Annotated in this window: 14 protein-coding genes; 6 read left to right on the forward strand and 8 right to left on the reverse strand. The window is 71.1% G+C overall.

Annotated elements, in window-relative coordinates:
* Positions 1 to 37: 37 nt before the first annotated feature.
* Both OHB56_RS27965 and OHB56_RS27970 read right to left on the reverse strand, forming a co-directional pair.
* The gene (locus OHB56_RS27965; RefSeq protein ID WP_326754620.1) at positions 38 to 649 is read right to left on the reverse strand and encodes a DUF1003 domain-containing protein; all 612 of its coding nucleotides are present in this window, start codon (positions 647 to 649) and stop codon (positions 38 to 40) included.
* Entirely contained in the window at positions 639 to 1991 is a 1353-nt protein-coding gene (locus OHB56_RS27970) for a magnesium transporter MgtE N-terminal domain-containing protein (RefSeq protein ID WP_326754621.1), read from the reverse strand. The genes OHB56_RS27965 and OHB56_RS27970 overlap by 11 nt, the downstream gene beginning before the upstream one ends.
* A gap of 252 nt (positions 1992 to 2243) precedes the next feature.
* Here OHB56_RS27970 and OHB56_RS27975 point away from each other — a divergent pair, with 252 nt between their 5' ends.
* Positions 2244 to 3044: a hypothetical protein gene (locus tag OHB56_RS27975; protein WP_326754622.1), complete on the forward strand. Its 801-nt coding sequence runs from the start codon at positions 2244 to 2246 to the stop codon at positions 3042 to 3044.
* A gap of 23 nt (positions 3045 to 3067) precedes the next feature.
* Here the strand turns inward: OHB56_RS27975 and OHB56_RS27980 are convergent, their stop codons facing one another.
* Together OHB56_RS27980 and OHB56_RS27985 are read right to left on the reverse strand one after the other, a co-directional pair.
* Positions 3068 to 3589: a hypothetical protein gene (locus OHB56_RS27980; protein WP_326754623.1), complete on the reverse strand. Its 522-nt coding sequence runs from the start codon at positions 3587 to 3589 to the stop codon at positions 3068 to 3070.
* Between the two features lie 110 nt (positions 3590 to 3699).
* The gene (locus OHB56_RS27985; protein WP_364739872.1) at positions 3700 to 4818 is read right to left on the reverse strand and encodes a magnesium and cobalt transport protein CorA; all 1119 of its coding nucleotides are present in this window, start codon (positions 4816 to 4818) and stop codon (positions 3700 to 3702) included.
* 580 nt (positions 4819 to 5398) lie between these two features.
* On the opposite strand from OHB56_RS27985, the gene OHB56_RS27990 reads away from it, so the two are divergent.
* The 4 genes from OHB56_RS27990 (at position 5399) to OHB56_RS28005 (ending at position 8830) form a co-directional block, all read left to right on the forward strand.
* Positions 5399 to 5983, forward strand: coding sequence for a suppressor of fused domain protein (locus OHB56_RS27990; protein WP_326754625.1), 585 nt, complete (start codon positions 5399 to 5401; stop codon positions 5981 to 5983).
* Between the two features lie 366 nt (positions 5984 to 6349).
* Positions 6350 to 6994, forward strand: a complete 645-nt coding sequence (locus OHB56_RS27995; RefSeq protein ID WP_326754626.1) for a DUF6758 family protein — start codon at positions 6350 to 6352, stop codon at positions 6992 to 6994.
* A gap of 186 nt (positions 6995 to 7180) precedes the next feature.
* On the forward strand, positions 7181 to 8038 hold the full coding sequence (locus tag OHB56_RS28000) for a PHP domain-containing protein (RefSeq protein ID WP_406356320.1): 858 nt from the start codon (positions 7181 to 7183) through the stop codon (positions 8036 to 8038).
* A gap of 186 nt (positions 8039 to 8224) precedes the next feature.
* Entirely contained in the window at positions 8225 to 8830 is a 606-nt protein-coding gene (locus OHB56_RS28005) for a MarC family protein (protein WP_326754628.1), read from the forward strand.
* A 166-nt stretch (positions 8831 to 8996) separates the two neighbouring features.
* Here the strand turns inward: OHB56_RS28005 and OHB56_RS28010 are convergent, their stop codons facing one another.
* The gene (locus OHB56_RS28010; RefSeq protein ID WP_095534322.1) at positions 8997 to 9149 is read right to left on the reverse strand and encodes a hypothetical protein; all 153 of its coding nucleotides are present in this window, start codon (positions 9147 to 9149) and stop codon (positions 8997 to 8999) included.
* Between the two features lie 237 nt (positions 9150 to 9386).
* Between OHB56_RS28010 and OHB56_RS28015 the strand changes: the two genes are divergently transcribed.
* Positions 9387 to 10280, forward strand: coding sequence for an NYN domain-containing protein (locus OHB56_RS28015; RefSeq protein WP_055597230.1), 894 nt, complete (start codon positions 9387 to 9389; stop codon positions 10278 to 10280).
* Positions 10281 to 10468: 188 nt separating this feature from the next.
* Here OHB56_RS28015 and OHB56_RS28020 read toward each other — a convergent pair whose 3' ends face one another.
* The 3 genes from OHB56_RS28020 to OHB56_RS28030 all read right to left on the reverse strand — a co-directional run bounded on the left by OHB56_RS28020 (position 10469) and on the right by OHB56_RS28030 (position 13616).
* Positions 10469 to 11560 (reverse strand): CU044_5270 family protein, encoded by a 1092-nt coding sequence (locus OHB56_RS28020; RefSeq protein ID WP_406356323.1) that lies wholly within the window; start codon positions 11558 to 11560, stop codon positions 10469 to 10471.
* Positions 11557 to 12225 (reverse strand): RNA polymerase sigma factor, encoded by a 669-nt coding sequence (locus tag OHB56_RS28025; RefSeq protein WP_406356325.1) that lies wholly within the window; start codon positions 12223 to 12225, stop codon positions 11557 to 11559. Before OHB56_RS28025 ends, OHB56_RS28020 begins: the two co-directional genes overlap by 4 nt.
* A 428-nt stretch (positions 12226 to 12653) precedes the next feature.
* Positions 12654 to 13616, reverse strand: a complete 963-nt coding sequence (locus OHB56_RS28030; RefSeq protein WP_326754631.1) for an alpha/beta hydrolase — start codon at positions 13614 to 13616, stop codon at positions 12654 to 12656.
* Between the last annotated feature and the right edge of the window lie 100 nt (positions 13617 to 13716).

Genomic DNA, 13716 nt, shown 5'->3' on the forward strand with positions numbered 1-13716 from the left:
GATGGTACGGCGCTCCGCACGTCCCCCGGTAAGCCCGCTACCGGTCGTCTGCGTCACGTCCGGGAGACCTCTGTGCCCGCATTGCCGCGATGGAGCCGTGGTGGTCCCGGTGTCCGTTCTGTCTTTCCTCGAGATCCTTCATCATGTCCTGGAGCTCCGAGCGGATCCAGTCGCGCGTCGCGACCTCCCCGAGCCCGATCCGCAGGGCGGCGATCTCCCGGGTCAGATACTCGGTGTCCGCGATCACGCGCTCGTCCTGCTTGCGGTCCTGCTCCAGGTTGACCCGGTCGCGGTCGTCCTGCCTGTTCTGCGCCAGCAGGATCAGCGGGGCGGCGTACGAGGCCTGGAGGGACAGCATCAGGGTCAGGAAGATGAACGGGTACTCGTCGAAGCGCAGTTCCTCCGGCGCGGACACGTTCCACACCAGCCACACGATGATGACGACCGTCATCCAGACGATGAACCGGCCGGTCCCCAGGAAACGCGCGATCCGCTCCGAAAGGCGCCCGAAGGCCTCCGGATCCCACTCGGGCAGCAGTCGGCGCCTGGGCGGACGCGGCTGGTCCAGCCGGGGCGTCCGCACGCGGCCGGCGGCCGTGGCGCCCGCCGGGTGACGCTGCTCGCGCACGCCGTCGCGCTCAGGTGCCATCGGTCACCACCCCCCCGTCGTCGTCCCTGACACCCCTGCCGTCCGCGTCGTCCGTGTCCTCCGCGCCGTTCGGTGCGTCGTTCTCGTTCAGATGGAACTCGGTCTCCCGCCAGTCGTCCGGCAGCATGTGGTCCAGTACGTCGTCCACCGTCACCGCGCCCAGCAGCGCACCCGTCTCGTCGACCACGGGCGCCGCCACCATGTCGTACGTGGCGAAGAACCCGGCGACCACGGGCAGCGCCGCCTCCGGTGCCAGACGCTGCAGATCGTCGTCGAGGATCGAACCGACCAGCGTGTACGGAGGATCGCGCAGCAGCCGCTGGAAGTGGACCGTGCCCAGGTACTTGCCGGTCGGGGTCTCCTCCGGCGGACGGCACACGTAGACCTGGGCCGCGTGCGCCGGGGACAGGTCCGGGTTGCGGATGCGGGCCAGGGCGTCGGCGACGGTCGCGTCGGGCCTCAGCACGATCGGCTCGGTCGTCATCAGACCGCCCGCCGTGTGCTCCTCGTACGCCATCAGGCGCCGCATGTCGGCCGCGTCCTCCGGCTGCATCAGGCTCAGCAGCCGCTCCTTGTCCTCCTCGGGCAACTCGGAGAGCAGGTCGGCGGCGTCGTCCGGATCCATGGCCTCCAGGACGTGGGCGGCGCGCTCCTCCTTCAGCTTGCCGAGGATCTCCACCTGGTCGTCCTCGGGCAGTTCCTCCAGCACGTCCGCGAGGCGGTCGTCGTCCAGAGCGGCGGCCACCTCGGCGCGGCGCTTGGCGGAGAGGTGGTGCAGGACGTTGGCCAGGTCGGCGGGGCGCAACTGCTCGAACGTGGCGAGCAGATTCTCGGCGCCCTGCCCCTGCTCCTCCAGCGAGAACCCGCTGACCGCCGACCACTCGACGGTGAGCGTCTCCCCCTTGCCCCGCCGAAACGTTCCACCCTTCTTGCCCTTGCGGACGAACACCCGGTCGATCAACCATTCCCGGCGGGCCGACGGCTGGTGCACCGACAGGTCGAGGACGGTGACCTCCTCACCGGTCTCCACGAGCGTCACCCTGCGGTCCAGGAGCTCGCCGAAGACGAGCCGTTCGGTGGGCCGCTGCTCGAAGCGCCGGACGTTGAGCACGCCGGTGGTGATGACCTGACCGGACTGCACGGCGGTCACCCGGTTCATGGGCAGGAAGATGCGGCGCCGACTGGGGAGTTCGACCACCAGACCGAGCAGCCTCGGTGGTCGCCCGCCCACCCGCAGCATCACGACCAGATCGCGCACACGCCCCACCAGGTCACCGGCCGGATCGAAGGCGGCGACGCCGGAGATGTGGGAGACGAAGAACCGGGGGGCGCCCGCTGCCATGGCGGCGGCTCCTTTTCGTACGGGTCGGTGCTGCCGTGCGTGTGTGCTGCTGCTTGCTCTGGCCCTGCTGTGCTGTCCTGTCCGCTGCTGTGTCGGTTGTCCGGATGGCCCGTTCGGGCGGCTTCAGGCTAGCCCGTCCCGATCAGCGGTGCCTTTGTGGCCGGTCCGGACGGACTGCCTCCGACCGGCCGGTACGGCCCCGGTAATCTGCGGTACGCCGTTCAGGTCCCCGTCAGAGAGGCAGCGCAACCTGTGACTCCGATCTCCCCGGGCCGTTCCCGCACAGCCATGCTGGCGAGTGCCGTGTGCGTGCTGCTCGTGACCGGAATGGCGCTCACGGGATGCTCCTCCGAGGAAGAAGACCCGAACAAGGGCACCAACGGCGTCGGCAAGCTGTCCGCCGCCGAGATCCAGAACAGGACACGGACGGCCGCCAAGTCCGTCGACACCGTGCGGCTGCACGGAAACGTCGTCACCAGCGGGCGTACGTACACGCTCGACATGCGGCTCAAGCCCGAGGGCGGCATCGGATCGGTCACCGCCGAGGGCCGGACGTTCCGGTTGCTGAAGGTCGACGACGAGCTCTTCCTGAAGGCCGACGCCAAGTTCTGGGGCCAGGCGAACGACGGGACCGGCGAGGACGGCGCGCAGGGCGAGGGCGAAGGGGACGGGGGCGGGGCTTCGGACGCGGCAGCGGCCGGCAAGCTCGCCGAGAAGTACGTGAAGGTGCCGGAGGGCGACCCCTCGTACAAGAAGTTCATCGGGTTCGCGGACAAGGACGTCCTCCTCAACAGTCTGCTGCCCCTGCACGGCACCCTCGCCACGGACGGCCACCACGAGCAGGGCGGCGTCCGCACCATCCGCATCACCGGCGACGAGGGCTCCGGCGGCACCCTGGACGTCTCCCTCGAGGGCAAGCCGTACCCGCTGCGCCTGGTGCGCGCCGGCAAGGCGGGCACCCTCACCTTCTCGGCCTGGGGCGCCGACTTCGCCCTGGAGCAGCCGGCCGAGGACGAGACGCTGGACTACGAGGGCCAGCTCCCGACGTCGTAGGAGGACCGGGGCGGGGTGATCGGTCAGCGGCGCTTCCCGCGCCCCGCCAGCAGCCGGGGCAGGCCCGCGGGGGCCGGGTGCCGGGTCGTCACCGGCGTCGGCAGCGGGGGCTCGGCCAGGGAACCCTCGGGCAGCGGTGCCGTCGCCCCGGTCGGCTCCAGGCGCAGCACCCGGCACTCACGCGCCCAGCGCTCCGTCATCGTCTCGCCGTCGGGCGCGTTGAGCCGCTTGCCCTTGAGCACGGCGACCGCCGCGTCCCACTCCTCGGACCCGGAGGGCAGCTCCACGACCGTCGCGGCCCAGGAGACCAGCCGGCCGCCCTTGTCCTTGCTGCGCACCGTCACCTCGGCCGGCCCGCCGTCCGCCAGCCCGGGCAGCGGCTGCTCCCCGGGACCGTCGCCGACCAGGCACATCGCGCCCTCGTGCCACACGTGCCACAGCGGCCGGGCCGGGCCACCGGAACCCCGGACCCAGACGAGGCCGGACTTCTTGGTGGCCTCCTCGACGAGGGCCCGGTCGAACAGCGCACTGGTCGCACTTGTCATGGGCCCAGCCTATCCAGGGCCTCCGAGCCGGATTCCGGATTCCGGGGTTCATCCTGGTCCCGTCCCGTGTCCGGCCCGTGCCCATTCCGGCGCTGATCCCGGAGCCGGTGTCAGAGCCAGCCGTTGCGCTTCAGCGTGCGGTGGATACCCAGGCAGAGGGCCACGGTCACGCTGAGGATCACCGGGTAGCCGTACTTCCAGTCCGTCTCCGGCATGTAGTCGAAGTTCATGCCGTACACCCCGCAGACCATCGTCGGCACGGCGATGATGGCGGCCCACGAGGTGATCTTGCGCATGTCCTCGTTCTGCGCCACGGAGGCCTGCGCGAGATTGGCCTGGAGGATGGAGTTGAGCAGCTCGTCGAAGCCGATCACCTGCTCGTGCACCCGGGCCACGTGGTCGGCGACGTCACGGAAGTACTTCTGGATCTCCGGGTCGATCAGCCGCATCGGCCGCTCGCTCAGCAGCTGCATGGGCCGCAGCAGTGGGGACACCGCTCGCTTGAACTCCAGCACCTCCCGCTTGAGCTGGTAGATCCGTCCGGCGTCGGTGCCGCGCGGGGTGCCCCCGCGGCCGGGCGAGAACACCTCGGTCTCCACCTCGTCGATGTCGTCCTGCACCGCGTCGGCGACCGCGATGTAGCCGTCGACGACGTGGTCGGCGATGGCGTGCAGAACCGCCGAGGGGCCTTTGGCCAACAGTTCGGGGTCTCCCTGGAGGCGGTGCCGCAGGCCCCGCAGGGAGCCCTGGCCGCCGTGCCGGACGGTGATGAAGAAGTCCCGGCCGGTGAAGCACATCACCTCACCGGTCTCGACGACCTCGCTGCCGGAGTCGAGCCGGTCGTGGTCGAGGTAGTGGATGGTCTTGAAGACCGTGAAGAGCGAGTCGTCGTAGCGCTCCAGCTTGGGCCGCTGGTGGGCCTGGACGGCGTCCTCCACGGCCAGTGGGTGCAGTCCGAACTCGCGGGCGATACCGGCGAACTCGTCCTCGGTCGGCTCGTGCAGGCCGATCCACACGAAGCCCGAGTCCCGGCGCACCAGGCGCATCGCCTCCTGAGGGGTGAGCGGGCTCTCGGTCTCCACACGGCGGCCGTCGCGGTAGATGGCGCAGTCGACGACCGCGGTGGTCGTCGCCGGGTCGCGGGTGGTGTCGTACGGGGCGCTGCTCTCCTTGCGCAGCGGGGCACGGGAGGGACGGACCACGGCACGCAGGTCGCGGATCATCGACATGGCGGGCTCCTTCGCGAAACGGGCAACGAAAGGCGCCGGCGCGACGGGTGGAACCACCCGGAATGAGGACGTCCTGACCAGAGATGACCCGGCTTCCGGAAAAAGCCCGGGCAGGGGATGTTTGGCACGTCCACAAAGCGGGGAGCACCGCACCGTCGCGGTGGCGAGTCTCGTCGCTGATGCAGCTACTGGGGCAGATCAGTCGGGACGAAACGAAATGCTCTTCCGATGAAGACGCGATGATGCGAGGTGACAGCCGGAACGGAGCAGCTACATCAACGGGTGGAAGAGCGGGTGCTACTGCACGGTCGACTTCGGTCCATGCCAGCCCCACCTCCTCCGGCCGGTCCCTCGTAAGGGACGATCCTCATCCCCTGAAGGGGATTCCCCCGTAGGGGGAGTGTCAGAGCGGTACCGGGGCTCCGCGGACTCTCCCAGTGCCCTGAAAATGCCCTGCCGGGCTTGGGCGTTGCCTGGGGGGCCTCCTGCGTGCTGCCCCGAACCACCGGGCCAGACTAGCAGCCGACCGCTGTGTCAAGGTGCCGCTTCGCCTGCTGCCGACGGGTTCTATGCTCGCCGCATGGCAGATGTTCTTCCTCTGGTCGAGGCCCGGTTGCTCACGGCTCTGGGCGAGCCGGTCGCGCGCGCGGCAGTCACCTTTCTGGGTACGGACCGCGTCGAGGTGCTGCGCTTCCAGGAGGGCGACATCGTGCGCTACGCCACCCTCGGCATGTCCGCGCGGCCCATGGCCGACCCCACGGCGGTGATCGCGGATCCGGTCGCGGGCCCGCGCGCGGAGCTGGTGCTGTCGGTGCGCGGCGGTCTCGCCGACACCGACAAGGTGCTCCGCCCGCTCGCCGTTCTTGCCGCGTCCCCGCAGGTCGAGGGTGTGGTCGTGACCCCCGGCGCCTCTCTCGACGTCGGCGAACCGCTGTGGCCCGGAGCCCCGTTCACCTCGGTGCTGGTCGCCGAGCCGGGCGGTCTGGTGGAGGACCTGGAACTCGACGAGCCCATGGAGCCCGTACGGTTCCTGCCGCTGCTGCCCATGACGCCGAACGAGGCGGCCTGGAAGCGGGTGCACGGCGCCCAGGAGTTGCAGGAGCGCTGGCTGGCCCGCGGAACGGACCTGAGGCACCCCACTCGGGCCTCCGTCGCGCTGGACTGACGCGCTCCCGCCTTCGACGGGCGGCCGTTCGTCGAAGTGAGCAAGATCACCCATGTCGGGCCGTCAATGACGAGCCGGGACAGTTCAGTTGGCGGGGCGGGGCGGGGCGGGGCGGGGCGGGGCGGGGCGGGGCGGGGCGGGGTGGCGGTGGCGGTGGCCGGGTGCCGGCCGGGTGTCTGCCGGGGACAGCCGGTGTCTGTCGGGTCGGTCGGGTCGGGGCGTGCGCCCCGGATGCGGCCACCGGATGAGCGGTGCCGTAGTCCGAACCGGTCGGTGTGTACCGTTTCCGGCCCCCGGGTGACCGGTTCGGTCCGGACGGGTGATCGTCCTTGACGTGGAGGGGCGAGGGTAGGACCGTGGGGCCCTATGAGGGGCGAACCCAGTTGCCCGAAGTGTGGTGGCCGGGTCAGGGCTCCCGGCCTCTTCTCCGATGCCTGGCAGTGCGATGTGCACGGCATCGTGCATCCGGTCCAGCCCGTGATACCGCCGAGCGTCGAGGCGCTCGACGTCGTCGTGCACCGTACCCGGGTACCGGTGTGGATGCCGTGGCCGCTGCCGGTGGGCTGGCTGTTCACCGGGGTGGCCAGCGCGGGCGACGACCGCGGAGGCGGCCGCGCCAGCGCCGTCGCGTGCACCGGACCAGGACCGCTCGGCGGCATGGGCGAGCTGATCCTCGTGGCCGAGGAACTCGGCGTCGGGCTCGGCGCCCGGTACGCGGGTGTCGACGGCCCGGACCCGGGGCCGTACCTGGACATCGAGAAGGCCGCCGAGACCAAGGTGCTGGCCGCCGGCCGCCCGACCCCGCTCTGGCGCGTCTCCGGGGCGCCGGACGACCGGGCCGTCTTCGCGGGCGAGGCGCTCGGGATGTGGCTGTGGGCGGTGCTGTGGCCCGAGCAGTCCGGGCTCCTGATGTACGAAGAGCTGGTCCTCACCGACCTCCGGGACGCCGGGGCCGAGTCGGAACTGGTGCCCTGCGGGGCTCTGTCGCCGCGGCTGATGGAGACGCCGTGAGGGGCGGCGGCGGGAGGGCCGACGCGGAGGGCCGGCGCGAAGTGTGCGGGTAAGCGGGCACGGGGCGCGGGCACGGGGCGCGCGTGTAGGGGGCGCCGGGCGGGTTCGGGTGTGACGGAAGCGTGCGGAAGTGCGGCTATCCTGAAGCGTCCCCCGTCCGCCCGTCACCGCTTGGAGCAACGCGTCGTGCGTATCGATCTGCACACCCACTCCACCGCGTCCGACGGTACGGACTCCCCGGCCGGTCTGGTGCGCGCGGCCGCCGCCGCCGGCCTCGACGTCGTCGCGCTGACCGACCACGACACCACCCGCGGCCACGCCGAGGCCCTCGCCGCGCTTCCCCCGGGGCTCACGCTGGTGACCGGTGCCGAGCTCTCCTGCCGGTACGACGGCATCAGCATGCACATGCTGGCCTACCTCTTCGACCCCGGGGAACCGGCGCTGCTCGCCGAGCGTGAGCTGGTTCGGGACGACCGCGTACCGCGGGCCCAGGGCATGATCGCCAAGCTGAACGGCCTGGGGGTGCCCGTCACCTGGGAGCAGGTCGCCCGGATCGCCGGCGACGGCTCGGTGGGCCGCCCGCACATCGCCACGGCACTCGTCGAGCTGGGTGTGGTGGAGACGGTGAACGACGCCTTCACCCGGGAATGGCTGGCGGACGGCGGCCGGGCCCACATGACGAAGCACGAGACCGACCCCTTCGAAGCGCTCCGGCTGATCAAGGGCGCGGGCGGGGTGGCGGTGTTCGCCCACCCGGCCGCGAGCAAACGCGGCCGGACCGTACCGGAGTCCGCCATCGCGGATCTGGCCGAGGCCGGTCTCGACGGCATCGAGGTCGACCACATGGACCACGACCCCGACACCCGGGCGCGGCTGCGGGGCCTCGCGAAGGAACTGGGGCTGCTCGTGACCGGGTCCAGCGACTACCACGGCAGCCGGAAGAACTGCGTGCCCGGCGAGTACACCACGGATCCCGAGGTGTACGGCGAGATCACGCGTCGCGCGACCGGCGCGTTCCCGGTGCCGGGGGCCGGCGGGGCCTGAGCCACCCGTACCTCCTGGGCCCGCCCCGCGCCGGGGCGGCGCCCGCTTTCCCCTTGGGCTCTTTCGTTGAGCACACCTGAGCGAGCACACCCGAGCGCGCGCCTTCCCGAGTGCCGCATGCTCACCGCTCTCCCTCACCCTTCCCCCCTCCCCTCTCGTTTCGTTTCGTTTCCCAGCAAGGCAGACATGTTCGACGTCGCCGTCTTCGGCTCCCTCTTCCTGACCCTCTTCGTCATCATGGATCCCCCCGGGATCACCCCGATCTTCCTGGCCCTGACCGCGGGCCGGCCCGCCAAGGTGCAACGGCGGATGGCCTTCCAGGCCGTCTGCGTGGCCGGAGGCGTGATCGTCCTGTTCGGGCTGATCGGGCAGCAGATCCTCGACTACCTGCATGTGTCCATGCCCGCGCTGATGATCGCGGGCGGACTGCTGCTCCTGCTGATCGCGCTCGACCTGCTCACCGGCAAGAACGACGAGCCCCAGCAGACCAAGGACGTCAACGTCGCTCTGGTCCCGCTCGGCATGCCGCTGCTGGCCGGGCCCGGCGCGATCGTGTCGGTCATCCTCGCGGTGCAGAAGGCCGACAGCACCCCGGCCCAGGTCTCGGTGTGGGCGGCGATCCTCGCCGTCCACGTGGTGCTGTGGCTGGTCATGCGGTACTCGCTGCTGATCATCCGGGTCATCAAGGACGGCGGGGTGGTCCTGGTGACGCGGCTCGCGGGCATGATGCTCTCCGCGATCGCCGTGCAGCAGATCATCAACGGGGTCACGCAGGTGATCCAGGGCAGCTGACCGCCCCGCCCTCGCTCGCCCCGCCCTCGCTCGCCCCGCCCTCGCTCGTCCCGCGGGGCGCGGGGCGCGAGGCGCAGGAAGTGGGACGCACAAAGCCCCCGTACCCGTCGAGGTGGTACGGAGGCTTCGGAACAGGCGGTACCGGTACAGGACCCGGCGTTCTGCGTTATGAGGCCGGCGTGTCGGCCGGACGGATCCACAGGCGCTGCCCGATGGAGGCGGCCTGCTGCACGATGTGGTTGACGGAGGCGGCGTCCACGACGGTGGTGTCCACGGCGGTGCCGTCGACGTCGTCGAGTCGCATGATTTCGAAGCGCAAGGGCTTCTCCCTTCGTCTGGTCATCCTCCTGAAGGAGAACTGCTGGATGGGTGGCCACGAGCCGGACCGGCCCGTGTTTCATCAGTAAATAACGGTTTGCCCCCTGCAAACATTCCCTATGCTAAGAAAATTCTTTGATTGGCTAAATACTGACGGGTTGTCGATGGGCGAATGTTTGGAAGGAGACCGATCGGGACCGGTTGTGTTCGCACAGTGACCGCCGGGACAATGGAGATGATGAACGACGACCTGGCGGACCTGAACTCCCGTATCGACCGCACGAACGAGCTGCTTCAGCGCATGCTCGCCGAAGTGGCGAAGACGCCCTCCACGCACGCGATCTTCGTCGACGCGGGTTATCTGTACGCGGCGGCGGGGCGGCTGGTGGCCGGGACGGAGGACCGCCGGGCCTTCGACCTCGACGCCGAAGGACTCATCGACGCGCTCATCGACCGGGCCCGCACCATCTTCGCGGACAGCAGACTGCTGCGCGTCTACTGGTACGACGGCGCCAGGCGCCGCATCCACACCGCCGAGCAGCAGACCATCGCAGAGCTCCCCGACGTCAAGGTCCGCCTCGGCAACCTCAACGCCAACAACCAGCAGAAGGGCGTCGACTCCCTGATCCGCTCCGACCTGGAGTCGTTGGCCCGGCACCGCGCCATCAGCGACGCCGCCCTGCTGGGCGGCGACGAGGACCTGGTCTCGGCGGTCGAGGCCGCCCAGGGGTACGGCGCCCGCGTCCACCTCTGGGGCATCGAGGCGCCCGAGGGCCGCAACCAGGCCGAGCCCCTGCTCTGGGAGGTCGACAGCCAGCGCACCTTCGACCTCGACTTCTTCAAGCCGTACGTCTCCCGGCGCACGGCCCCCGGATACGAGCCGACGGCAGACCGGCCCACCCGCGAGGACGTCCGCTTCGTCGGGGCGCAGATCGCCGCGAAGTGGCTCTCCGAACGCGGGCGGGACTCGCTGGTGGAACTGCTGCCCGGCCATCCCTATCTGCCCGGATCGGTCGACCAGGACCTGCTGGTGGAGGCCGAAGGCCTGCTGCAGTACTCCCTGCGCGGCCAGGCCGACCTGCGACGCGCCCTGCGCGACGGCTTCTGGGCCCACCTCCAGGCGCAGTACTAGGCCGTTTCGTTTGGATCAGCTGATCGTTGGTCCGGACCTGTCGTTGACTGATGCGCAGTGGGCGAGGATCGAGCCGTTGCTCCCGGCCCGGATGCCGAAGCGTGGTGCTCGGCGTGCCTGGCGGGGATCGTGCAGAGAGCGACCGGTGCCGGGGCGCGTAGCCACACCTCGGCAGCTCCCTGTCGGGATCAGGTCGTCGTTGACGGCTTCTCGGTCGACGGCCTTTCGCGGAGGGCGTTGACGACCGCGCGCTCCAGGACCGCCGACTGGTTGATCAGGGTGCCCTTCTTGCCCATGGAGGTGTCCCTGATGAGGTAGCTCCGTTCGCCCAGGTACTCCAGGGTGGTCGAGTCGAAGATCCAGGCGGTGCGCCAACCGGCCCGGGTGTTGTCGCGGGCCACGCCGATCCCGTGCCGGCCGGCCGCGTCCACCGCGTCGGAGTCCTCGGTCACGCCGGAGATCTTCGCCGCGGCCTTGTAGAGGGCGGCCGCGGTCTTCGGCGGCATCACCGTCTCCCGCAGCAGCTCACCGATGGCGTCGAAGGCGTCCTGGTCCGGGTCCCGGTCCTCGGCCGGGGTATCACGCGCGTCCTGGTCCGTGGTGATCTCGGTGGCGAGCCGCTGGAGCAGGGCGTCGGGGTCGGTGGGCAGGGAGGCCAGCCACGTGTACGTCGGCCGGCTGAGGCCCGCCGGGTAGCCGACGGCCGTCTCGCCGTCCGGGGCCCCGACGGTGATCGGGATGTACGAGCCGTCCTGGTGGATCAGGCCTTCATCGATCACCGGCCCCGACTTCTGCGTGATCCAGACCTCACGCTCGCGGGGCTCGGTCAGCTTCACCGGGCCGTCGAACTTGCCCTCGTTCTCGGTCTGCAGTGTCCTGACGTACACGAACTGGTCGCCGGTGACCTTCTGTTCGCCCTTCTTCGCGGCAATCGAGGCGACCCGGTCGAGCAGTACGGCCGCGCCACGCGGGGCCGTGGCCTGAGAACCCGTGCCCGCGGCGGACGGTGCCGGAGCGCGGTCCTGGCCGGTCACGGTGAGCGTGGTCAGCAGCACCCCGCCCAGGGCCAGTCCGGCGGCGGGCAGCAGGACGGCGGGGCGCAGGAGGCGGGGTCGGGGGCGTGCGGTGGTGTGGTCGCCGTCCTGGTCGATCAGATGCATCAGGGTGTCCTTGTGGTGGAGATGACGGCCCGGGGGCAGGTCCCGTTCGGCCGGGGCCGGCAGCAGCCGGGCCAGTTCCTCGTGTTCGGCCCGCTCGGGGCCGGAGGTGCGGTCGTTCATCGGGCTTCCTCCTGGATGGGCAGGGCCACGAACGCGGCCCTGCTCTCTACCTCTCCGCAGCGGGGGCGGGGTTCCCTTCCGGATCGGACCGCTTCTCCGGGTCGTGCTTCCCGCGCGGACCCGTCCGGTGTCCGGCGGAGCTGCTCGTCGGTGAGCCGTCGCAGCTGGGTACGGGCGCGGGACAGCCGCGACCGCACGGTGCCCACCGGGATACCGAGGGCTTCGGCGGCCTCGGCGTAGTTCAGTCCGGACCAGACGCAGAGGGCCAGCACCTCGCGTTCCTGGCGGCGGAGTCCGCCCAGTGTCTGCCGGATCGCGGCGAGCCGCCGTGTGTCGTCGACGCGTCCGGCCGTGGCGTCCGCGATGTCCGCCACCGGTTCCGGGGCGGGGCGGCGGGCCAGGAAGGCCAGGCGCCGCCCGATACCGCGGTTGGCGTTGCGTGCCTTGTTCGTGGCAATCCCGAGCAGCCACGGCCGCAGCGAGTCGCCCTCCGGCTCGACGGCGTGACGGGCGCGCCAGGCGGCCAGGAAGGTCTCGGACAGAACCTCCTCGGCCGTCGACCAATCGCCCGTCAGCCGGTAGGCGTGGTTGTAGACCGCCCGCGCGTACTCCTCGTAGAGCGCGGCGAACGCCTCGCGGTCGCCCGCTCTGATTCGTGCGCGCATGCGCTCCCGATCTTCCTGTTCATCACATCTCACACCCCCTACCTCTCCGGCCGGGTCGAGGAGTTCCCGTGACCCGCGCCACACCACGGGGCCGCTGATACCGGACGCGGATCCACGGACCACCGGTGAGACGCAGCCTTCCCGCTGCTGCCCCACGGCTGAGGCGGCCGGGGACCGAGAGCAGGGACTTGCGGCGGCGCGGCACCCGTTTCGCCGGGCCCGGACCGGCCGTGGGGGCAGGAGTCCCGGCATCCGCACTTACTGCGCACCGGTCTGGAACTTCCAGGCGATCCCGTCGATCACCCCACGGTGGTCCCGCCGCCGGCCGCCTCGCCGTCCGGCCCGGCAACAGCGGCTCAATCCGCGCCCCCTGGGCGACCGTCAACGGCACGACCGGACCAACGGTTTGATGGTCTAAACGAAACGGCCTAGGCGAGGGGGCGGGCGTCGGTGCCGGTGGCGGTGTCGTTGTGGGGGGCCTGGAGGCCGTCCCAGAAGGCGGCGAGGGCGTGCGCGGTGGGCTCGGGCCGTTCGACGGCGGGGGAGTGCTCGGCGCCGACGACGACCGTGCGGTGCGCGTTCAGGCGTACGGCCATGGCGTCGAGATCCGGTACCGGCCAGGTGTCGTCGTGCGCACCCGACAGCACGTGGAACGGCAGCGGCACGGTGGCGAGTTCGTCGACCAGGTCCGGCTCCGCGCACAACTGCCGCCCAGTAGCCAGTAGTTGAGCGGGACTGGTGCTCAACCAGCGTCGGCGCAGATGCTCCTGGCCGCCGAGCCCGCGTGCGGGCCCACCGACCTCCTCCGGCGGGCCCAGGGCCAGGATCGCCTCCCAGCACTGCGCCATCGTCATCCGGGAGAGCGCGTCCCGCAGCAGCGTCACGCGCTGCTCCTGGGAGCCGGAGATCCGAGCGGGGCCGGACGAGATCAGGGTGAGCGAACGAAAGGGGGCGTGGTCCTCGAGCACCGCCGCACGGGCGATCTGGCCGCCCAGCGAGTGCCCGACCAGATGCAGCGGTACGTCCGTGCCGAGCGCCTCCGCCTGCGCGAGCACGTCCCGCGCCAACTGCGCCCGCGCATAAGCGGACTCGTCGTCCACGGGCCCGTCCGACTCGTACTGTCCCCGCCCGTCCACGGCGACGCTGCGGTACCCGCGAGCGGCGAGCGGCCCGTGCACCAGTGTGAAGTCCTCCTTGCTCCCCGTGAACCCGGGCAGCGACAGCACGACCCCCTTCGGTTCGGCCCCCTCGGCCGGCGGCACGTCGACGACGGCGAACTCCCCACGAGAGGTGCGGAGTCGGTACGTCCGAGCGCCGGGCGGCGTCGCGCGGAGGAGAGAGGGGGAGAGGGAAGAAGCAGGAGGGGAAGCGGAGGCGGCGTCGCTGGTCACGGGGTGAGGGTAGCGGGCGCCGGTGCGAGGACGGGGTGCCGGGGGACGCCTGTCGGGGGACGCCGACGGCCCGGCCCCACAGAGGGGGACCGGGCCGTCG

It is taken from the genome of Streptomyces sp. NBC_01635 (assembly GCF_045209715.1).
GTDB classification, from domain to species: domain Bacteria; phylum Actinomycetota; class Actinomycetes; order Streptomycetales; family Streptomycetaceae; genus Streptomyces; species Streptomyces hirsutus.